Raw genomic sequence first — 21,673 nt, forward strand, 5'->3', positions numbered from 1 at the left:
GATTTTAGATATATTACTAAACTTTAATTGATTATTGCAAAAGTCAAAAAATCTCGATATTAATAGCTTTTACCAAGGTTGAAAAATAGCTATTACTAGCTCAAAAGCAATACTGCTCCGTTAAGCATTTTTAACTCGTAATTGGGTTTGGGGAAAAGGGTAAAGGTTAAAGGTTTTTTCTTTTCTCTTTTCCCCTTAACCAACAAGTATTGAGAGATTATTTATAAACTAAATCTTAAGTAGGGTGTGTTACGGCTTTAGCCTAACGCACCGTCTTATATAGTGGTGCGTTAGGCGCTAATATCATATTTTTCGTGACAAGTAATCTTAAAATACGCGCCTAACACAACGCCAGTTGCTACCCTACCCTGCGGGAACCCTCTTCGAGGGAACGGGTTCCGCTTTAGCGGTACAAGTCTCTTAACCGCAAGGGCGCACTGGCTCCCCTGCAATAATTTTATTTTTACTTTATAAATAGCCTCTGAGATTGAAAGTGTTTATCAATTAAAAATAAAATTGTTCCAGTTATCAGCTTGACTTGTCTGCTCAAAGCGCTCTTGCTCTATAAAAATTGACTTCGCATTAGTTGCATATTTTGATAGTATGTGTCATTAAAAACAAAAATATTTAGTATTTCAAGTAATAGCAATTAACATGTTTGATGACAGTTAGAACTATCAAATTAACGCGAGAGTAAATACTACTCATGCTGCCTTTGCTAGTTGAGATTTATTTATCTAAATTTTATTTATACTTGCTCAGTACCTATGAAAAAAATTGATTTTTCTCCAGAGATTTTTTTGTGGCTAAAGGATATTAAAAATAGAATATAATCTGGCGATCGACCACTTTTAAATTATTAATAAGCATATTATATGCCAAAATTATTAAATAATTTGCGGGTTTGAACATTGCAAATTTTCAGAAATTAAATATAATTACTATGTTTGGATTACTAAATAATAAAATGCTTAGGATTTCCTTAACTGAACTTTGCCAACTTTTCCAGGGTTAAGGCTTAAAATCTCGACTCTAAACCACTACAGCAGAAAGAAGTGTGTGTCGCTAAGCCAATCCATGAGCGATTAAATTTGCTTATATATGAAAATGTATTTATAAGATAAAAGAATGATATTTTATTGAACAATGATTCTGAGGTTACCCTTAGAAAAGTTAAGTTTGCTAGCACCTTTACCTCCAGAGCAGTTACTTGAAAACATAAGGCGCACAGTAGCACTAACTCAACTGTTGGCGAAATCTAAAATCAAAAATTGTTTGGCTAAGTTAAGTTAATGGTAGACTGTGTTTGTACTGATAGAGAAAGTAAATAAAGATTACTACAGCAATAGGCAGCAAAATATAAAATTTAGATGAATTTAGTAAAAATACTGGAAATTTATGTGCGGTAATTACTAAACTTTCAAAATAGCAACCTGTAACAAAAGTAATTACGACAAGTTAAACAAAGTCCATTGGATCGACAAAGCTAGCAGATGTTCGATTCTATTAATCACAACATCGTTATGTAATTTGAAATATGAAAACAAACTCATCCAATTCACTATTAACAGTTCCAACTGGTCTACTCAAGATTTCAGAATTACCTCCTAAGGAGCTGGATATCAGTAGGGAATCGATCCATCTTTCCCTAGTAATTCCAACTTACAAAGAGCGCGATAACATCAAGCGGATAGTCAGTATACTGAGTGAGATATTAGATGAATCAATTCCAGGCAAGTACGAGCTAATTGTCGTAGACGATGATAGCCCAGACAGGACTTGGGAAATTGCACAATCCTTGACAACAGAATATCCGCAGTTGCGGGTAATGCGGCGTCAAAACGAACGGGGTCTGTCTTCAGCAGTTATTCGCGGTTGGCAAGCCGGCACAGGAAGTGTGTTGGGAGTGATTGACGGAGATTTGCAGCATCCACCAGAGGTGCTGATGGAACTGCTGCGTAATGTTGAGCAGGGAGCAGATTTGGCAGTAGCTAGCCGCCATGTAGAAGGAGGCGGTGTCAGTAGTTGGAGTGTAGCCAGACGTTTCTTGTCCCGTGGCGCTCAGTTGTTAGGCTTGATTATCTTACCGGGTGTATTGGGAAGAGTTTCCGACCCCATGAGTGGTTATTTTATGGTGCGCCGGAGTGCGATCGCCAATGCAACACTCAATCCAGTAGGATACAAAATTCTTCTAGAGGTAATTGGCCGCGGAAAAGTAAATCAAGTTGCCGAAGTTGGGTATGTATTTTCCGAACGCAAAGAAGGTGAAAGTAAAGTTACGTGGAAACAATATGTAGATTACATACACCACCTATTACGGTTGCGCGTTTCTACAGGAAGAATAGGAAGATTCAAAAGAAAAGTTAATTTTCCAGTTGGCCGATTCGTTCGCTTTGGTTTGGTTGGCTTGAGTGGTGTATTTGTTGATATGGCACTACTTTTCCTACTGAGCGATCCCACGACCTTAGCTTTACCATTGACACGCAGCAAAATTATTGCTGGTGAAATTGCAATTTTAAATAATTTCTTGTGGAATGATGCTTGGACATTTGCCGATGTTAGCTCCAGACAACAAGAATGGCATCAACGAGCCAAACGGTTTTTGAAATTTAACGTCATTTGCCTTGCTGGACTTATATTAAATGTACTGGTATTAAATTTAGTCTTCAATTTTCTAATTCCTAATCGTTATATTGCCAATCTAATTGCGATCGCAGTTGCTACTATTTGGAATTTCTGGGTAAACATGAAACTCAGCTGGCGCGTCACTGATGTGAAATAATCACAACGATGGATTTGAGGTTTGGTATTTTCTTTTTAGATTTTAGAACGAATCTAAATCTAAAACGTCAAATTTACAAATCCATTAGTGTGAGGCCCGGCTATGAAAGTTTTTGGGGAGACATCCTATTTTTGCAAAAAGATTATCTTGTTGCTGCCCATTTATGCAGCTAAGATTCTACCAGCGAGAGGTAAAAAATCTGTCGCGCAACAGTTGTCTTTGCACAAATGGTATGCTCCTATTTTTCCTAGCTGGTTTCATCCCTTGATGTGGTTCATTATCGGTTTTGGCTTACGTCTAGGTAACTTGACTGCAAAGCCTCCTTGGACTGATGAATTTTCTACCTTGGTTTTTAGTTTAGGGAATAATTTCTTAGGAATACCCTTAAATAGAGCGATCGCAGCTGATACTTTATTACAACCGCTACAACCAAACCCAGCTACTAGTATTGGCGATGTAATTCATAACTTAGTTACACAAGATACCCATCCACCGCTGTATTTTGTATTAGCTTACCTGTGGATGAAATTATTTCCCAACGAAGGAGGATTAGTATCGCTATTCGCTGCGCGATCGCTACCAGCTTTCATCGGTGCTATATCCATACCTTGCGTTTACGTATTAGGTAGAATAGCATTTCGTTCGTCATTGGTGGGAAACTTTGCTGCTGCGATGATGGCAGTATCGCCCTACGCAGTTTTTTTATCACAAGAAGCACGCCACTACAGTTTAGCAGCCTTATGGGTAATTGGTTCGCTTACTTGCTTAGTAATTGCCACGCGTCATTTACAAAACCGCACGCCATTACCGATGTGGGTAGCATGTGCTTGGGTAGAAATTAATGCTTTGGGTTTTGCTACCCATTACTTCTTCACCCTCACCCTCTGCACTGAAGCTGTAGTTTTGATATTTTTGGCTTGGCATCAAAAACAAACTAGCACAAAATTTTCTTTGTTTTCTTCTTGCTGGCAGCGCATCTATGCAGTTGCCATCGGTACTTTTTTTGCAAGTTTAATTTGGCTACCAATATTTTTAGAAAATAGAAATCGCGATAATTTAACCGAGTGGATTCGAGGTTCGCGTGACGGATTAGATTGGATCGGCCCAATTTTTCAAGCTTTAGGAACATTGATTACAATGATTTCGCTCTTACCAGTCGAATCTGCACAACTATTGATTGTGATTCCTTCAGGACTGGTGATGCTGATTTTCTTTATTTGGGCAGTACCAATTTTACTACGGGGGATAAAAATTCAACTACAACAGCCAGAAAATCGGATTATGATTCAGGTGCTAGCTGTAGTTGCTATGAGTGCGATCGCTTTATTCTTTATCTTTACGTACATTTTAGGTATTGACCTAACCAGGGGCGCTCGCTATCACTTTTTTTATTTTCCCAGTATCATTGTTTTACTAGCAGCAAGTTTGGCAGTTTGTTGGCATATTCCCCAAGAATTGATTGTTAAAAGCATAGGGCAATGGAGAATAAATGGCAAAAAAGCTGCAATCTTAATTTTGTTAATGTCATTTGTCAGCGCAATTACAGTAATAACCAATCTTGGCTATCAAAAATATTATCGCCCTGACCTTTTTGTACAATTAATTCAACAAATATCATCACCACCAATATTAATTGCCACCACTCATAAAACTTATGTCCACACTGGGGAAATGATGGGAATAGCTAGGGAAATTAAACTGGAAAATTCACCTCAAAATACCCAATTTCTCCTTGCCCATCAAGACCAAGACCCCAATATTTCTAGTATTGCTCTAGAAAATACTTTAAAGACACTACCGCGACCTTTTGACCTGTGGTTAGTAAACTTTCATGCCCCCACAGCAGAAGCCGTCAAAACATGTATTATCTCTAATACTGAATCTTTACCAAACATAGACGGTTACGAGTATCAACTTTACCATTGCCAAGGGGGATGAGGAGATGGGGGGGTGTGGGGAGTGTGGGGAGTGTGGGGGGAAAGAAAATTTATACTTCCGGCTTTTTCCCCTCTTCCCTCTCCTCCCACACCTCCCACACCTCCCACACTTCCTGCTTGCCCCATATCCCATACAGATGCATCTTGTGGAAGTTCCTCAAATATGAATATCCATAGGAGACTAGAGAAAGAAGAAAATAATATATCTAACACCTTTTCAAGCAGCAAACGCTTTTTGTAGTTAAGGAGGATTTATGCGTGCAGTACTAATGGCAGGCGGTTCGGGAACGCGGCTTCGTCCGTTAACTTGCGATCTGCCTAAACCGATGGTGCCTATCCTCAATCGACCAATTGCCGAACATATTATCAATCTGCTCAGAAGGCATCAAATTACAGAAATTATTGCGACATTGCATTATTTACCCGATGTCTTGCGAGATTATTTTCAAGATGGGAGCGATTTTGGCGTTCAAATGACCTACGCTGTGGAAGAAGACCAGCCTCTGGGGACAGCCGGTTGTGTGAAAAATATTGCCGAACTGCTTGATGAAACTTTTTTAGTAATTAGCGGCGATAGTATAACAGATTTTGACCTCACAGCAGCGATCGCATTTCATAAACAAAAAAAATCAAAAGCTACTTTGATTTTGACCAGGGTTCCTAACCCCATTGAATTCGGAGTAGTGATTACCGATGAAGAACTACGAATTCGGCGATTTTTAGAAAAACCCTCTACTAGTGAAATTTTTTCCGATACCGTCAATACTGGCACTTACATTCTCGAACCAGAAGTTTTGGAATATCTGCCAGCAAATACTGAATCCGACTTTTCCAAAGACTTGTTCCCCTTACTCCTAGCAAAAGATCAGCCAATGTATGGTTACATTGCTGAAGGTTACTGGTGCGATGTCGGTCACTTGGATGCCTATCGGGAAGCTCAGTATGATGCATTAGACCAGAAAGTGCAACTTGATTATGCCTACAAAGAAGTTTCTCATCAATTGTGGGTAGGTCAAAATACTTATATCGACCAAACGGCTGTAATTGAGACTCCAGCAGTGATTGGTGACAACTGCCGCATCGGCGCAAGAGTCCAAATTGAGGCAGGAACGGTAATTGGCGATAATGTGACTATTGGCGCTGATGCTAACCTCAAACGCCCCATCGTCTGGAATGGAGCAATCATCGGCGAAGAAGCACATCTTTCTGCCTGTGTAATTTCCCGTGGCACTCGTGTAGATCGCCGCTCCCATGTATTAGAAGCTGCTGTGGTGGGTTCGCTTTCTACAGTGGGAGAAGAAGCTCAAATCAGCCCTGGCGTGCGTGTATGGCCCAGTAAAAAGATTGAGTCAGGTGCTGTTTTAAACATTAACTTGATTTGGGGAAATATTGCCCAACGCAATTTATTTGGGCAACGTGGCGTCCAAGGATTAGCGAATATTGATATCACCCCAGAATTCGCAGTGAAATTAGGAGCTGCTTACGGTTCTACGTTGAAACCTGGTTCTAAAGTAACGGTTTCCCGCGACCAGCGTAATATTTCGCGAATGGTGACGCGATCGCTGATTGCTGGTTTGATGTCTGTAGGTATTGATATTCAAAACCTCGATGCCACAGCTATTCCCATTGCCCGCACGGTTATACCCATCATGAAGGTAGCAGGTGGCATCCACGTCCGCGTACACCCCGATCGCCCCGACTACATTTTGATTGAATTCATGGATACTAAGGGCATTAATATCACCAAAGCCCTAGAAAAGAAAATTGAAGGGGCTTACTTTAAGGAAGATATGCGGCGGGCGCTAATTCATGAAATTGGCGATGTATCTTACCCCAGCCAAGTCATTGATAGTTACTGCACTGCTTTTGAAAAACTTTTGCACGTTCATACACTCCGCAATAGTCGGGCAAAAGTAGTGATTGATTATGTTTATGCCGTATCTGGGGCAGTTCTACCGCAAATGTTAGATAAATTTGGCGCTGATGCGGTGGTATTGAATGCCAGTGTCAATAAAACCGCCATGTCGGTAACTGACCGCGAAGGACTGTTGACTCAGTTAGGTCATGTGGTGGAAGCACTGAAAGCTAACTTTGGCGTCCAAGTCTCGGCTAACGGCGAACAGCTGATTTTAGTTGATGAATCCGGCTACCCAATTCGCGGGGAAATGTTAACAGCGCTGATGGTAGACATGATTTTAACTGCTAACCCTAGAGGTACAGTAGTAGTCCCAGTTCATGCTTCCAGCGCCATCGAACAAGTCGCCCGCCGTCATGATGGCAGAGTAATTCGCACCAAAGCCAACCCCACAGCTTTGATGGAAGCTTGCCAGAAAAATCCCAATGTGGTTTTAGGAGGTAGTGGAGAAACTGGTTTTATTTTCCCGCAACTGCATCCGGGATTTGATTCCATGTTCTGCATTGCTAAGATCATCGAGATGTTGACGATACAGGAGCGATCGCTTGCCACAGCGCGGTCAGAATTGCCCCGCGTAATTCACAAAACTTACACAATACGCTGCCCTTGGACAGCCAAAGGTGCTTTAATGCGCTACTTGGTGGAAACTCACCCAGCCCAAAATTTAGAACTCATCGATGGCGTGAAAATTTGCCAACCCTACGATGACAGTTGGCTGTTAGTTTTACCAGATGCCAGCGAACCACTCGTACACTTGTATGCAAATAGCAACGATCGCGATTGGGTAGATGAGACCGTAAGAAACTACCGCACCCGTGTCCAGGCTTTTGTGGAAAGACAACAAGAATATCAACCCGCTGAAGTGTAATTTTTAATGGGCTACGCCCCGCTTCGCTAACGTAATTCGTAAATTGCAACACATCGACGATCCGTAGGGGCTTTACAGCTGTCATTGGTGTTAACTTAACGTGAAACCCTGATAAAAACGTGATGAGCGAGTTCTACTTACTTACCATCAAGATCCGCGTTACCCCACCCCGATTTTGTCTAAAGCCAAAATCGCCCCTCCCCAAGGCATCGGGGAGGGGTTGGGGGTGGGGTAAAACGATTGTGGAGCAAGAGTTTTAGCTTAAGTTGACACCAATGCACAGCTGTAAAGCCCCTAGAAATGCACAAATAATTTATTATCTGTAAGTCCCTAAATACGCCGCAGCTTGTTGCTGGCGATCGCTTGCTTAAAAAACAATACGGTTGAGTTAGTGTTTTAAGATTCCCCCAACCCTTCTTAAAAAAGCTTGCTCGCAAACTCTCTTTCACTCCCTTTTTAAGGGGGTCGCCGCAGGCGGGGGAATCTTAACTGAACTGTATCGGCTTAAAAAATCTTCATAAAAATGTATCGATGACCTTGCTCATACACATATAAGCGTTTTTTAAAGAAAAAAACCCCTGGAGGTTCCAGAGGTTTCGGTTCCTGATTTAGTTTCTAGTTGTTACTACAAATTGTCCTGAGTCATTTCCAGATGGTGAAGAAAATTATTTTGTTTACAGCCTGAGTACTGGTTAGCGCGGGCTGTAACCCTGATTTTTGCGTTGTGGATAATGCCTAGCTAGATGCTATCCTCCTGTAGTGCAGTGTCAGGTTGAATTTTTTACACTCTCTTAGCATACAACGCGCCATACATTTAAGCCATTTAACTTTCTTAACAGTGTTGAGAATATTAGCAAAGACTTACTTTTGTGTAATGTTCTGCGCCAGCCTAAATTATTATCATTCTCAAGGTAGATACAGATATGCTAGATATTAATTTACATAGTTTTCTTACTATGGGCAGATGTAAACTTGCCCTATATTTATGAGAATACTGCATTTTTAGCAACAATTTTTTAACAAAGAAAGAGTTAAATATTCTATAGCATTTCTTGAGAAAAAATTTAAAGTTTTAGCTTATTTTTAAAAGAAAAAATTTAATAAAAATGCTATTAATTTTTAAGACATATTAATTATAAAATTTTTATAAATTTATTGTAAAGTTTTTACAAAAATATCATTTTTTTTGTAAAAACTCTTGACTAAAGGTAGGATTATTTTTAAATAAATAGCAGTGGATAAAAATAAAGCTTGAATAACTCTCACTTTTTTATTAAGCTTTTATTTGAGAGAGGTTCAAATCTATCACTATCTGCTGATGAGAAATTAGCTAGTTGTAGGATACTGTAAGAAATAGATTTGTACTCATACCTGACCTTGAATGTATTTAAGTTTCAATTTCCCAAACAAGATCCCAAATCTTGTAGGTACTCAAAACTATTAAGAGATTAACCTCGAAAACTGTATTGCAGAACTTAGTAAAATTATCAAAATAAGGGCTACCCGAAGGCTCGAAAGTGTTTGCCTATTACCATCAACCAGGGGCGAATGGTTTTAACCAGTACCATTATTGCACCGGGCTTTAGGAAAGTCTGTCAAATTTTAGGCGTTAACCAGTGAAGAGTTTACTGGTTATAAGTGTTATACCATTAACTGTGGCAATTTTAGATTTTTGGTGTAAATTTGGCCTTTTGTAAGGCTAGGTAATCTAAAATTCAAAATCCGGGCACGTAAAAGTTATGTCTAGGAGCATATTCGATCGAGGCTGCTTACTATTTGTAAGCTATCTTGCTTTGGCAGCTTAATAGTGCAGCTTAGAAGCAAAATTTTGCTGAATAGGCATAATAAAAACTCAGGTAATATGTCTCAGATTTTGGAGTTATTTTTTCCAAGTGAAGGCCATTAACGTCAATTTGTAAATATTAAAATCTGAGAAAAAATAGCAAACAACTCTGTAATTTTACGAATTACAGAGTTATAGATAGCGTTAGTTGGACACCAGCAAAAAATTTATCAATCTTTTAGGACTAATAGCTTTTGCAGGTTTTATTCTCTTTTCAGAGTTTAATTACAGGTGCAAAAGAAAAATTCGCCCACATTTGATAGTTGACGGCAACTGGTAGAAATTATGTCAGAATATTCCGGTCAAGAAAATGCTTTTGAAAGCTACGATCTGCACGAAAGCAAGTTTTTAACGCCTTTTCAGCGGAAAGCATTGCTGAAAAATTTGCAAAATAATTTACAAGCAGAATATCGTCGGCGGATTGAAATTATGTTGCTGGCGGATATGGGTAAATCTCAAAGCCAAATTTGTGAAGCTTTAGGTTGTTCGCAGGAAATGGCGCGTTATTGGATTGGAATTGCAGAGGCGGGTATGGCGCACAAATGGAATGAGCGTCCTATCGGCAGGCCGAAGACTGTTAACGATCGCTACATCGAACGTTTGAAAGAATTAGTCAGTAATAGTCCGCGTGAATATGGCTATGCATTTAGTTCTTGGACAGCACAATGGTTGAGCAAACATTTAGCAAATGAATTTGGTATTCAAATTACCGATCGCCATATCAATCGTTTACTAAAACAAATGGGTCTTTCCACCAAACCTAAAAATAATCAGCCACAAGAAACCGAGCAAAATAAAGATACTGGTATTACAATTTCTGATTTGCAATCTAACCCTGAAGCTAATATGCATTGGTCTTTTAATCTAATTCAATCAAATAATTAAACTGTCATTAGTCATTGGTCATTGGTCATTAGTCAGTTATCCAATGCCCAATGGCCAATACTTCGACTTCTCTACGAGACGCTACGCGAACGCTCAGTACAAGTGCCCCATACCCCATGACCAAATACAGTTTTGGAGGTTAGAAAATGTCATCAGCGTTTTCTCGGCAATATTTAGCTGAACAACTCACTCGAAGCTTAGGTGAGTCGCTGTCAGATGAACAACTTCAGAAATGTATCGGAGTGCTGGAAATTATCGAACCGCCAGTAGCAAAACAATTTTGGGAAGCAACTACAGCAGCGCCAGGAATTTATATCATTTTGAGTGGTAAAGTTAGGCTGTTAGATAGCTCTAATAACTTAATTACTACCTTTTTTTCTGGCGGATCGTTTGGCGAATTGACTTTATTTCCAGAACACCAATTCAGCCCTTATGTTGCTAGAGCTTCGGTTAATTTAAAGCTTTGCTATATCAAAGGAGAAATTTTAGAAGAAGTTATTTTGACATCGGCTAGCATTGGCGATCGCCTTTTAAAACGTGCAGAAACTTGGGATTTGCTGCTTTTATGTTGCCGCAATTCTTTAATTAATTTAAATGGAACTGTGGAGGAGATATTTAAAGCATTATCTCTATTTCATCGTCACGTTTTAGAAAGTGGTTCTCTGATGACTAACCTCATCAAAGATAAACACCTGTGGTTACTCCATCGCGGAGAAATACAAGACTCTAGCGGGCGGATATTAACACCTGGAAACATCTACCTAAATCCAAAACATGAAAGTTGGCAGGTAACTCAACCAACCATCGCTTATAGTTTGAGCAATGCTGATTGGCAAATAGCACTACAACATTGGCCGCAATTAGCAGAATTAATACATTTTCAAGAACGTCAAGTTGAAGTGGGGACTGGGGAAAGTTTTTCCCAATCACCAATACCTAGTCCCCAATACCCAATCCCCAAAGTTGAGCCGAAACCAAAGCAAAATAGACAACGACCCTACTTTCCTAGTCCAACGGTGAAGGCTGGGCATTTTTGGGGACGTTTGACTAAACGATATCCGTTCTTTGAACAACAAAGTGCTTCAGACTGTGGTGCATCTTGCTTAGTAATGATTAGCCGCTATTGGGGTAAACGCTTTAATGTCAACCGGATACGGGATTTAACTAACATCAGCCGCAGTGGTGCATCAATGCGAGGTTTGACAACCGCCGCAGAAAGTATCGGCTTTGCTAGCCGTCCGGTAAAAGCTAGCTTAGATAAATTAGCACAACAACCCCTACCAGCGATCGCTCACTGGGAAGGTAGGCATTATGTTGTTGTCTATGAAATTAATAAAAAGCGGGTGATTGTTGGCGATCCCGCCATCGGTCAACGTAACCTAACTCACAGTGAATTTAAAATCGGTTGGACTGGTTATGCTTTGTTATTACAACCCACAGATTTACTCAGAGAAACTGACGAAGCAGTTACACCATTTTGGCAGTTTTTTGATTTAGTAAAACCCCACTCCCAAGTATTGATAGAAGTGTTTATCGCTTCGGTATTAATTCAATTACTAGGACTTGTGACACCCTTATTTACGCAGTTACTTTTAGACCGAGTGATTGTCCAAGGTAGCACCTTAACTTTAAATGCCGTTGGTTTAGGATTACTAATTTTTAGTGTTTTTCGCGTTGCGATCGCTGGACTGCGGCAATATCTATTAGATCACACAGCAAATCGCTTGGGGTTAGCACTATTAGTAGGTTTTATTAAACATACTTTTCGCTTACCCTTAGCTTTTTTTGAGTCGCGTTATGTTGGGGATATTGTCTCTCGCGTCCAAGAAAATCAAAAAATACAGAGGTTTTTAACTGGAGAAGCACTTTCTATTAGCTTGGATTTATTAACAGTATTTATCTATGTGGGATTGATGTTTTGGTACAGTTGGCAATTGGCATTATTATGCTTGGCAATTGTGCCACCATTTGTATTATTGGCGCTCATAGCTACACCTTTCTTGCGCCGCATCAGCCGCGAGGTTTTTAATGCCTCAGCCAACGAAAATAGTTATTTAATTCAATCCCTCACTGGTATTCGGTCAGTTCGCTCTATGGCAATTGAGCAAACAGTACGCTGGCGTTGGGAAGAACTGCTAAATAATGTCATTAAAAAGACTTTTAGCGGACAAATAATTAGTAATCAGCTACAAGTTTTTAGTTCCGGTATCGAAGCCATAGTAACCACTGGGTTACTTTGGTTTGGTGCGTGGCAAGTAATTCAAAACCAACTCACCATCGGACAATTAGTGGCTTTTAATATGTTGTTAGGCAACATTATTAGACCTTTTCAAAGGCTCGTTGTGCTGTGGAACCAATTGCAAGAAGTGATTATTTCTACAGAACGGATTAATGATGTCTTGGAAGCAGAACCAGAGGAAGATTTACAATATCAAACCAGGCAGACATTAAGTAATTTACGCGGTAATATAATCTTTGAAAATGTAACTTTTCGCTATCATACAGAAAGCGATATTAATGTATTAGAAAATCTCAGTTTTGAAATCAAACCCGAACAAACTGTGGCAGTAGTAGGGCGTAGTGGTTCTGGTAAAACAACTCTCTCAAAATTGATTTTGGGACTATATCCACCGACAGATGGTAAAGTGTTGGTTGACGCTCAAGATGTAACTAATATTTCCCTGCGATCGCTGCGTTCTCAAATTGGTGTTGTTGACCAAGATACATTTTTATTTGGCGGTACAATCCGGGAAAACATCAGCATTGCTCACCCAGAAGCCTCACAAGAAGAAATAGTTGAAGCAGCACGTTTAGCAGGAGCAGATGAATTTATTCAGCAAATGCCAATGGGTTACGAAACTCAAATTGGCGAAAGTGGCGGTATGTTATCTGGCGGACAACGCCAACGCCTAGCGATCGCTCGTGCTTTGCTAGGAAATCCTTCTTTCTTAGTATTAGATGAAGCAACCAGTCATCTAGATGCTGAATCTGAGCGGATTATTCAGAATAACCTCAAAAAAATTCTTAAAGGACGCACAAGTTTAATCATTGCTCATCGACTTTCTACCGTGCGTCATGCCGACCAGATTTTAGTTTTAGACAGGGGAATTTTAGTCGAAAGCGGTACTCATGAGGAATTAATCGCCAAAAAAGGTCACTATTTCTATCTCAATCAGCAACAATTGGCGCAAAAAGCTTGATTAGGCATGGGGCATGGGGCATGGGGCATGGGGCATAGAATTAAGTTGCTTTCCCTATTCTCTGTTTCCTATGGATTTGAGATAAGCATTAAGCTTGGGTAACAGTCGATCGAGAATTGGTTTAAATCTGTTTACTTGTTCATTTGTCAATAAATGTCTGGCATAGGCTAATCTCAACCAGCTAATAGTTTCATACAAAGATCCTCTGGCAATCTTGACGAAACGTCGATTGTCTTGGTCGTTGTACCTGCCTCTGCCTTCTGCGATGTTTGCACAAATACTGTCAGCAGACCGAACAATTTGCTTGCCTAGCGTATCTTTAGTGAAATTGTCCCACACTTTAACAATATGCCAAATTTCATTAGCTAGTTTTTCAGCAAGTTGATAAACTTCCAAATTCTCAAAATCAGGTCTTCTCACAAAAATCCATCAATAGTACCGATCGTATAGTTCCCAATTCCCATACCCAATGCCCCATGCCCAATGCCCCATGCCCCATGCCCAATGCCCAATGCCCCCTTTCCAATTTTTATGCCAAACTCATCTAATAATTCATCATCGGCGTTCGCCATAGAAAAGGACGCTAATTTTTACCTAACTGAGGACAAAAGTACTATTGTCGATCCTCAAGCGCAGGAAACATCTCAAATAAATGATTGGTTTTACGGTACTGAGGAACTTTTAGATGCTTTACCAAGAATTTGGACGCGTTCCTTGTTGTATTTACTGATTGGCTTTGCTGCAATTGTCATACCTTGGGCGATGCTTTCTAAGGTTGATGAGACAGGAAGTGCTAGAGGACGGATGGAACCAGAAGGAGCAACGCAACAATTGGATAGTGCTGTTAGTGGTAGCGTGACGGCTGTAAATGTCAAGGAAGGCGCAACGGTAAAAGCAGGACAGGTTTTAGTTCAGCTGGAGTCTGATGTGTTGCGATCGGAACTACAACAGGTGCAGACAAAACTAGAGGGTTTATTAAATCGGCGATCGCAACTCGATCTCCTCAAAAATCAAATTCTACTGACAATTAATGTCCAAGAACAGCAAAATAAGTCTCAAGAATTGGAAAAAATCGCCCAAATTAGCCAAGCACAGCAAAACCTTGATGCTAAACAAAGTACTTATAATTTACAACGACTGGAAAAACTAGCTCTAGTAGAACAGGCTAGTCAAAATATCAGTTCTACCCAAATTGCCCAGAAATTAGCTCAGAGTCGTTTAAGCCGAGATTCCACGGAAGTCGAACGTTATCGCCAACTTTTGCAAGAGGGGGCGATTCCCCAAACCAAACTTGTGGAACTCGAAAAAATAGCAGAAGAAAGCCAACGCCTGCAAGAACAAGCAAAATCAGATATTACCCAAGCCCAGTTGCGGTTAAAAGAAGAACTCAACCGGTATCACTCGCTAATGAGTCAAGCTTATTCAGACATTCAACTTTTCAAACTTCGCCTGCAAGAACAGCAAAGTAGCTATCGCGGTTTAGTGCAAGCAGGTAAACTGGCGGTGCTGAAAAATCAGGAACAGCTAAAAGATTTACAAACCCAAATTACTAGCGTGCAATCAGAAATTGCTCAAACGAGCAGCCAGATTACATCCTTAAAACTACAATTACAACAACGAATAGTGCGATCGCCTGTTGATGGGGTAATTTTTGAATTACCTATCCAAAAACCAGGCTCAGTAGTAGAACCGGGACAATTAATTGCCCAAATTGCACCCAAGGGTACTCCCCTAATTCTCAAAGCGCAGATACCTAATCAAGAAAGTGGTTTTTTGAAGGTGGGAATGCCAGTTAAAGTCAAATTTGACGCTTATCCTTTCCAAGACTATGGAGTTGTGCAAGGGCACGTTAATTGGATTTCACCTGATTCAAAAGTTCAGAGGAGCGAGCAAGGTAACACCGAAACCTATGAGTTAGAAATCTCCCTATCTCAGCCTTATATCCAAACCGCCAACAGACGTATTCCCATAACACCAGGCCAAACGGCAACCGCAGAGGTAGTTATTCGCCAACGTCGGGTAATGGACTTTATCTTAGATCCATTTAAAAAGTTGCAACAAGGTGGTTTGGAGCTTTAGGAATTAATTTACAACAAATATAGACAAGTAAAGGTTATCGTAGGGGCGCACAGCTGTGCGCCCCTACTTGTGTATTTCATTTATCTGAGAATGCTGTCATAAACAGCATAATTTGTAATTCAAATGTAGGGTGTGTTGATGCTAAGCACTGCATTTTGAATTATTGATGGTGTGTTAATCTACAGCATAAAACACCCTACATTTAGGTTTATTAAGTAGGTGGACACAATTATTTAGAAGACGCATTTCGACTCCGCTCAATGCTCAGTAGCCTGACTAAAAGAGGGTTGAGTTTCGACTACGCGGTAATCGAGCGTTCGCGTAGCGTCTCGTAGAGAAGTCGAGATTCAACTTCCGCGCAGTCGAAACCCGGTAATTTCAAATTAGGTTTAATTTAGTCCTTCTACTTAAGATAGTTTGAAATATTAGCAATAAATTTTATTTAAAACTAAAAAGTCTTAAAAATATCAATAATTCCTGATATCTAGAATAAAGAAAATTATAGACTTTATTCCAAATAAAAGTCTAACAATATATCCAAAAAAAATAGTAAAGCTATAATTAATAGAGTTGCAATTACAATCAAAACGCCCTATTAAAGTAGGCAATAATTGGAGGAATTAGATTATGTCAAAGGTATTGACTGTTTCTCCTGAGGATATTCTTGACCATGTTAAGCTGTCTTTTCAAATACCTAGTATATTGGAGGCGATCGCCAGCCGAAAAATTGTTGAAGATGAAGCTAAACACGCAGGTATTGAAGTTGATTTAGAAGAACTACAAAACGCAGCAGATCGACTCCGTTTAGCCAACCAACTTATAAAGGCAGAAGATACCTGGGCGTGGTTAGAAAAACATTATATTTCTCTCGATGACTTTGAAAAAATAGTCGAAACTAGTTTATTATCTACCAAATTAGCAAATCATTTATTTGCCAACAAAGTCGAAGCATTTTTTTACGCCCACCAACTTGATTACATCGGAGCAGTAACTTATGAAGTCGTCCTAGATGACGAAGATTTAGCACTAGAATTGTTTTATGCTCTTCAAGAAGGCGAAATTAGTTTCCAAGAAATCGCCCGCCAATACATCGATAATATTGAAATACGACGTGCTGGAGGCTATCAAGGAATACGTCTTCGCAAGGATTTTAGACCAGAAATAGCAGCAGCGGTCTTTGCTGCTAATCCTCCACAAATTCTTAAACCAATCACCACTCCCAAAGGAGTACATATAATTGCAGTTGAGGAAATTATTAAACCTCAATTGGATGAACAGCGACGGCTACAAATCATAGGAGAGTTATTTGCTAATTGGTTAAAAACACAAATTACCACTATGGAAATAGCGGCAAACATAACCACAGTGGTTAATTCTCAAACCTCTAAAGATTTAGTAATCGAGCAGCCAGAATTCAGGAGTCAGAATTCAGAAGTAATAACTCAGAATTAAAATAACCTTTGTGCTTAACTTTGAGGCTGAGATTGTCTACTTAAGCGGCTTTATCCCTGAAGGGTTAGAGCCGTTTACTACACGAAATTTAAATTTTGTGGACAAAAAGCAAGTGGCGTGTCTAAATTTCCTAGTAATACCAATTCTCCATGAAGATGCACTTAATATGAAAAAACAAACCGCCAAGTACGCCTTTCCTGCGGAACGCTTCGCGAACGCGAAGCGTCTCGAAGAGAAGTACGCCAAGGAAGAGAGAGGTAGTTAGAAGAGTACAAGTTTATAGAGAATTGGTATAAATGACTTAGATTACTGAATTCTTTTTTTAAGCTTTAGTTCGCTCCATGTTTATCGCTACCCTGTTGAAACCAGGTTGATTCTATTTGAAAAAAACCTATATTTTGATTATCGGTTTTGCTAAATAAAAAATTGCTTTTCATTAATCGAATGTAAGTACGGTAAGGTATATATTCAAGAGGATTGAACCCACTAAAACGGAGCATTAAAAGGCAAGCCCAAGAATACTTGCCATCTCTCACAGCTTTGAGAATTTCTTCTAATTGTTGAGACGTGAAATGATTTTTAATGTTAAACGATTCATTAAATTCGGAAAAATCTTCATTCATAGAATTACCTCAAAATCAAAAATTAGCTTTACTCAGTAATTAAACTGTGTATTGAGAACTGGCAATCTTTAAATTGGGATTCAGAATCTAAAAAGTTTAAATTTTAGATTTTACATTTTCGATTAAAATGTAAAATCCAAAATTGTCTAACAAATCGAAGAGTATTTTTAAAGGTTCAAGGAAGTGTATATATCCTCAGAATTTGCATTCAGGTAAGGACGTTGTAATTCAATTTTATATAAAGAAAAATGTTTTAAAACTGCTGTCAGCCGCTCTGCGGGTGTATCGTTTCCTCCAAGCCAACAATCAAGCAAACCATTGGCAATAATTTGGCAGCGGTTTGTACCGAAGCTTTCATGAATGCTAAACTTTTGGTCTGGTTCTTCAGCGATCGCCAATCCTGGCGCGATGAATTTGGTGAACAAAGGTACTTGTTCTTGAAAATAAGATTGATTTTCTAAATACACTCTTTCTAATACTGGCTGAACAACCTCATATTTGTTTTTGTCAAAATAAAATACTGCTGAATCACAACGTCCATAGTCTGAAGGATTGTAGAGAGCTTTAAACGAAAAAGGAATATCTCTAGAGTTGAGTAAGGTAGTCAAACTATCCATAACTGCAACTGCTCCTTCTGCGGTTAAATTGAAATAAACGCGCACAATATTTTCATTACTATGAGAAGCTGCATTACCAATTGCCATGTAGAATCCGTTTTGTACTAAATTCTTGGGCATTCTAATAGCAACTAAGTCATTAACAGTAGCATTTCGCTGCGCTGGTTGCAAATGAAGATGACGCTGTATATGTAGTTTCAAACCATTTTTATATACAATCAAAATGTCATCTTCTTCTTGAATTACAAGCCAATCATTACTAAAGTAGCCTTCACCTCTGTTGCTTTCATGCAAGCGTTCATAAAAAGCTACATCTACACCCAAAAGAGTGTTATTTTCTAGATTTTGGTTGAGCGCCAAATTTGTTGTATTTGCATCAGGAGCAAGAGCAGATTTTAAAGAACCGTTATAGTAGATCCCATAGAGAAAACTACGCAATTGCAGACTTAAAAACTTGTTTTGCAAATTCAAAGGTAATTGCTGAAAGCCTGCAATTGCTGACTCTGGTAATTCCATTGGTTTGTAGTCTGGGTGCTGAATGCAATAATGAGATTGGATTTGAACTTTATGAATGATATCTTGTAACGATGTCTGCAATGGCTCTGGAACTTCTGATAGTTGAGTTTGTAGCGAATTTAATAGTTGCATAATGGCTGTTGTGTAAATTTTGCTGGCTTGTGGGTGTTCAGATCTCCGACTTCTTTAAGAAGTCGGGGATCTATAAGCTCTCAGAATTAATGGGACAGACCACTTGTTTTTATACACGAGATAAATCTGTTGGATAGAGGTCTGATGCTTGCACGCCAAAAATTGTTGGTATAGATGCTTCTGGACGGCACAATAAACTCTTGGCAACTTGCAGCATACAGATACCTGAATTACCAAATCTCTTTTCATATTGAAGTATCGCCTGAATAGATCTAATCAAGGCTAAACCAGAAAATTGGATAACTCGTTGCAAGAAATCAGGACGATGTTCTAGTACTTGAGGAAATTCAGCTAAATAACTAGCCACTAACGCCGCCATTGATGGCTGAAGAAGTTGCAAAGGAGTCGTAGCTAAACGTAATGACTGTTCGATCGCTATATCTTTACCAATGACAATACTATACAGCCATATTTGCAGATAGCTGGCTAACAAATTTCCCAAATCGTTAGCTGGATCTCCCCAATCACAACGTTCCCAGTCAATTAGCCGAATCGCACTCTCACCTGAAAGCGATTCCTGAGAAGTTGCTTGTTCCCAATTGAGAGAAATCAGAATATTATTCAGCTTGAGATCGTTATGAGTCAAACAGTACGGACTAAAAGCGCTAGCCAAATTTGCGATCGCTTGTCCTAAACTATCGTAACGTTGGTAAAGGGTGAAAAATTTCAATCCATCGCCAGGAACTCTACCGTAAATTTCTGGTGTAATTCTATCAAGTCCTTGATGTAGGTTTGGAGGTTCTTGGCTAGATACATTCTCACGATTTTGAAAGAATTCTTGATATTCTGGACGGCTAAGGCTTAGACGATGAATCGATGCCAAAACACTGCCAACTACCTTGGCAATCTCAGTGGGGTAAGAATTCTCTTTGATGTAAAAATCTGCCAAGTCGCGATAATTACTCAAATAATTAAAAACAATGATGGAATTTTCTGCATCAAAATGTAGGACTTCCGAACAATAGGAGCGAATATGGCTAATTTCTGGGAAAGTGCGAAAAAAATTATGAATTCTCCATTCGTCAAGAAACTCGCCAACAGCTTTTCCTTCTCGATTATGGCGCTCTTGTTTAACTAAAAGTTGCTGACCTTCTGGTAAGGCGATCAATAAATTAAAATTTTTTGCAGGCTTTAGCTCGATTTTGCTCAATTTTTGTTCTTCTTGAGTACATAATCCCAGAGAAATTAGGTAATCAAATACGTTTTGAGAACTTAATAAAAATGGCATATTGTCAGATATTTCCTTGGAAAATTCAAAGTTGCTATTACCCAATGAAGAAGCTGCTAAACTAGTATTCTGCTGGATGTCTCGCGGTGAATTGAGCGTTTTTTGAATTAGCGATCGCACTTTAATTAAGCTCAAATCCACACTCAATAACAACTATATAGTTCCTATTTGATTGGATGAATAAACTCGCCGTCAACTGGAACAGGATGATTCTAAACTACGGTACAGGCGGTATTCATCACCTCTGCATTCCCTACTAATGTAAATTAGTTTAAAAATCAAAGCAGATTATTATATAGCAATCCTAAATCATTTGTGAAAAAATCTATTGCCTATTAACTGTTTCCACGACTAATTTCTAAACTCAAATAGGATTGCTATAACTTAATAATCAACTACAACTTAATTATTAGGCAGCACTGCTACTGCTGTAAGACTTAGCTATAAAAGCAATATGACCAATAGCATAGGTATCAACATAAGCTTCAGCAAGTTTTGTCAAAGTTGAAAGGTCGCTAAATCCACTCCACTCGCTACCACCAGAGATAGAATCAACATCGCTGAAATCATTCAGAAAGCTTTCGGTCCCTTCAAACAATTCAGAACCAGAAACATAGAGTTCAGAAAGAGTAATATTTGCCATGACCTATTCCTCAAGCACTTGTTATAATTGGGTTTTTTTTCAATTCATGTGGGTGGCTCTTGGGGATTATTGATAATCAAGAAACCTCATACTCTCAATAGAGATGACTTTCTATTTTTTATCCCCAAAGAGCCATTTATCTTTCTCAGTAACTCCTATTCAACGATTATTAGTATGCACCGCTGCTGCTGTAGGACTTAGCTACAAAAGTGATATGGCCGATAGCATATGTGTCAACATAAGCTTCAGCAAGTTTTGTCAAAGTTGAAATATCGCTGAATCCATCATAGTTACCACCAGAGATGGAATCAGCATCGCTTAAATCATTGAGAAAGCTTTCGGTTCCTTCAAACAATTCAGAACCAGAAACGTAGAGTTCAGAAAGAGTAATATTTGCCATGACTTATTCTTCAAATCCTTGTTGTGATTAATCTCTAGTTGAATTTATTGGTTTGGCTCTTAGGGATTATTGCTAATCAAGAAACCTCAGACATGCAATAGAGGTGACTTTCTATTTTTTATCCCCAAAGAGCCATTTATCTTTCTCAGTAACTACTACTCAACGATTAGTAGTATCCTGCACCGGTGCTGCTGTAGGACTTAGCTACGAAGGCGACATGACCGATGGCATATGTATCAACATATGCTTCAGCTAGTTTTGTCAAAGTTGAAATATCGCTAAATCCATTATAGTAACCACCAGAGATGGAATCAGCATCGTTTAAATCATTGAGAAAACTTTCGGTTCCTTCAAACAATTCAGAACCAGAAACATAGAGTTCAGAAAGAGTAATATTTGCCATGATTTATTCCTCAAATTCTTGTTGTAATTAAGCTGTATTTGAGTTGACCTATTTGGCTCTTGGGGATTATTCTTAATCAAGAAATTTCAG

At 39.1% G+C, this 21,673-nt stretch carries 15 protein-coding genes; 7 read left to right on the forward strand and 8 right to left on the reverse strand.

Annotated elements, in window-relative coordinates; translation table 11 throughout:
* Window positions 1-1,537 precede the first annotated feature (1,537 nt).
* Complete coding sequence (locus NSTC745_RS01660) at window positions 1,538-2,782, forward strand: glycosyltransferase (protein ID WP_445635601.1); 1,245 nt, start codon at window positions 1,538-1,540, stop codon at window positions 2,780-2,782.
* Between the two features lie 267 nt (window positions 2,783-3,049).
* Window positions 3,050-4,720, forward strand: coding sequence for a glycosyltransferase family 39 protein (locus tag NSTC745_RS01665; RefSeq protein WP_445638507.1), 1,671 nt, complete (start codon window positions 3,050-3,052; stop codon window positions 4,718-4,720).
* Here the strand turns inward: NSTC745_RS01665 and NSTC745_RS01670 are convergent.
* Window positions 4,699-4,932 (reverse strand): hypothetical protein, encoded by a 234-nt coding sequence (locus NSTC745_RS01670; RefSeq protein WP_445635602.1) that lies wholly within the window; start codon window positions 4,930-4,932, stop codon window positions 4,699-4,701. The genes NSTC745_RS01665 and NSTC745_RS01670 overlap by 22 nt on opposite strands.
* A 41-nt stretch (window positions 4,933-4,973) precedes the next feature.
* Between NSTC745_RS01670 and NSTC745_RS01675 the strand changes: the two genes are divergently transcribed.
* The 3 genes from NSTC745_RS01675 to NSTC745_RS01685 all read left to right on the forward strand — a co-directional run bounded on the left by NSTC745_RS01675 (window position 4,974) and on the right by NSTC745_RS01685 (window position 13,430).
* On the forward strand, window positions 4,974-7,502 hold the full coding sequence (locus NSTC745_RS01675) for a sugar phosphate nucleotidyltransferase (protein ID WP_445635603.1): 2,529 nt from the start codon (window positions 4,974-4,976) through the stop codon (window positions 7,500-7,502).
* 2,128 nt (window positions 7,503-9,630) lie between these two features.
* Window positions 9,631-10,230: a helix-turn-helix domain-containing protein gene (locus NSTC745_RS01680; protein WP_445635604.1), complete on the forward strand. Its 600-nt coding sequence runs from the start codon at window positions 9,631-9,633 to the stop codon at window positions 10,228-10,230.
* Window positions 10,231-10,376: 146 nt separating this feature from the next.
* A complete protein-coding gene (locus NSTC745_RS01685; protein WP_445635605.1) occupies window positions 10,377-13,430 on the forward strand; it encodes a peptidase domain-containing ABC transporter in 3,054 nt (1,017 codons plus the stop codon).
* Window positions 13,431-13,484: 54 nt separating this feature from the next.
* Here NSTC745_RS01685 and NSTC745_RS01690 read toward each other — a convergent pair whose 3' ends face one another.
* On the reverse strand, window positions 13,485-13,850 hold the full coding sequence (locus tag NSTC745_RS01690; protein WP_445635606.1) for a four helix bundle protein: 366 nt from the start codon (window positions 13,848-13,850) through the stop codon (window positions 13,485-13,487).
* 111 nt (window positions 13,851-13,961) lie between these two features.
* On the opposite strand from NSTC745_RS01690, the gene NSTC745_RS01695 reads away from it, so the two are divergent.
* Both NSTC745_RS01695 and NSTC745_RS01700 read left to right on the forward strand, forming a co-directional pair.
* Complete coding sequence (locus tag NSTC745_RS01695; protein ID WP_445635607.1) at window positions 13,962-15,509, forward strand: HlyD family efflux transporter periplasmic adaptor subunit; 1,548 nt, start codon at window positions 13,962-13,964, stop codon at window positions 15,507-15,509.
* Between the two features lie 627 nt (window positions 15,510-16,136).
* Window positions 16,137-16,961, forward strand: a complete 825-nt coding sequence (locus tag NSTC745_RS01700) for a peptidylprolyl isomerase (RefSeq protein ID WP_445635608.1) — start codon at window positions 16,137-16,139, stop codon at window positions 16,959-16,961.
* A gap of 329 nt (window positions 16,962-17,290) precedes the next feature.
* On the opposite strand, the gene NSTC745_RS01705 is transcribed toward NSTC745_RS01700, so the two are convergent.
* The 6 genes from NSTC745_RS01705 to NSTC745_RS01730 all read right to left on the reverse strand — a co-directional run bounded on the left by NSTC745_RS01705 (window position 17,291) and on the right by NSTC745_RS01730 (window position 21,583).
* Window positions 17,291-17,584: a HetP family heterocyst commitment protein gene (locus tag NSTC745_RS01705; RefSeq protein ID WP_445635609.1), complete on the reverse strand. Its 294-nt coding sequence runs from the start codon at window positions 17,582-17,584 to the stop codon at window positions 17,291-17,293.
* A 167-nt stretch (window positions 17,585-17,751) separates the two neighbouring features.
* The gene (locus tag NSTC745_RS01710; RefSeq protein ID WP_445635610.1) at window positions 17,752-18,849 is read right to left on the reverse strand and encodes a T3SS effector HopA1 family protein; all 1,098 of its coding nucleotides are present in this window, start codon (window positions 18,847-18,849) and stop codon (window positions 17,752-17,754) included.
* A 109-nt stretch (window positions 18,850-18,958) separates the two neighbouring features.
* Window positions 18,959-20,137 (reverse strand): phosphotransferase, encoded by a 1,179-nt coding sequence (locus NSTC745_RS01715; RefSeq protein WP_445638508.1) that lies wholly within the window; start codon window positions 20,135-20,137, stop codon window positions 18,959-18,961.
* 409 nt (window positions 20,138-20,546) lie between these two features.
* A complete protein-coding gene (locus NSTC745_RS01720) occupies window positions 20,547-20,780 on the reverse strand; it encodes a hypothetical protein (RefSeq protein ID WP_445635611.1) in 234 nt (77 codons plus the stop codon).
* A 169-nt stretch (window positions 20,781-20,949) separates the two neighbouring features.
* The gene (locus tag NSTC745_RS01725) at window positions 20,950-21,180 is read right to left on the reverse strand and encodes a hypothetical protein (RefSeq protein ID WP_445635612.1); all 231 of its coding nucleotides are present in this window, start codon (window positions 21,178-21,180) and stop codon (window positions 20,950-20,952) included.
* 166 nt (window positions 21,181-21,346) lie between these two features.
* A complete protein-coding gene (locus tag NSTC745_RS01730) occupies window positions 21,347-21,583 on the reverse strand; it encodes a hypothetical protein (protein ID WP_445635613.1) in 237 nt (78 codons plus the stop codon).
* Window positions 21,584-21,673 lie beyond the last annotated feature (90 nt).

Source organism: Nostoc sp. DSM 114161 (assembly GCF_052692665.1).

Excerpts from the sequence above, each read along its gene's own strand:
- NSTC745_RS01675 (WP_445635603.1), top strand. The coding sequence starts at position 4,974 with ATGCGTGCAGTACTAATGGCAGGCGGTTCGGGAACGCGGCTTCGTCCG.
- NSTC745_RS01725 (WP_445635612.1), bottom strand. The coding sequence starts at position 21,180 with ATGGCAAATATTACTCTTTCTGAACTCTACGTTTCTGGTTCTGAATTG.
- NSTC745_RS01715 (WP_445638508.1), bottom strand. The coding sequence starts at position 20,137 with ATGCCATTTTTATTAAGTTCTCAAAACGTATTTGATTACCTAATTTCT.
- NSTC745_RS01720 (WP_445635611.1), bottom strand. The coding sequence starts at position 20,780 with ATGGCAAATATTACTCTTTCTGAACTCTATGTTTCTGGTTCTGAATTG.
- NSTC745_RS01730 (WP_445635613.1), bottom strand. The coding sequence starts at position 21,583 with ATGGCAAATATTACTCTTTCTGAACTCTATGTTTCTGGTTCTGAATTG.
- NSTC745_RS01680 (WP_445635604.1), top strand. The coding sequence starts at position 9,631 with ATGTCAGAATATTCCGGTCAAGAAAATGCTTTTGAAAGCTACGATCTG.
- NSTC745_RS01700 (WP_445635608.1), top strand. The coding sequence starts at position 16,137 with ATGTCAAAGGTATTGACTGTTTCTCCTGAGGATATTCTTGACCATGTT.
- NSTC745_RS01685 (WP_445635605.1), top strand. The coding sequence starts at position 10,377 with ATGTCATCAGCGTTTTCTCGGCAATATTTAGCTGAACAACTCACTCGA.
- NSTC745_RS01695 (WP_445635607.1), top strand. The coding sequence starts at position 13,962 with ATGCCAAACTCATCTAATAATTCATCATCGGCGTTCGCCATAGAAAAG.
- NSTC745_RS01705 (WP_445635609.1), bottom strand. The coding sequence starts at position 17,584 with ATGAATGAAGATTTTTCCGAATTTAATGAATCGTTTAACATTAAAAAT.
- NSTC745_RS01710 (WP_445635610.1), bottom strand. The coding sequence starts at position 18,849 with ATGCAACTATTAAATTCGCTACAAACTCAACTATCAGAAGTTCCAGAG.
- NSTC745_RS01665 (WP_445638507.1), top strand. The coding sequence starts at position 3,050 with ATGTGGTTCATTATCGGTTTTGGCTTACGTCTAGGTAACTTGACTGCA.
- NSTC745_RS01660 (WP_445635601.1), top strand. The coding sequence starts at position 1,538 with ATGAAAACAAACTCATCCAATTCACTATTAACAGTTCCAACTGGTCTA.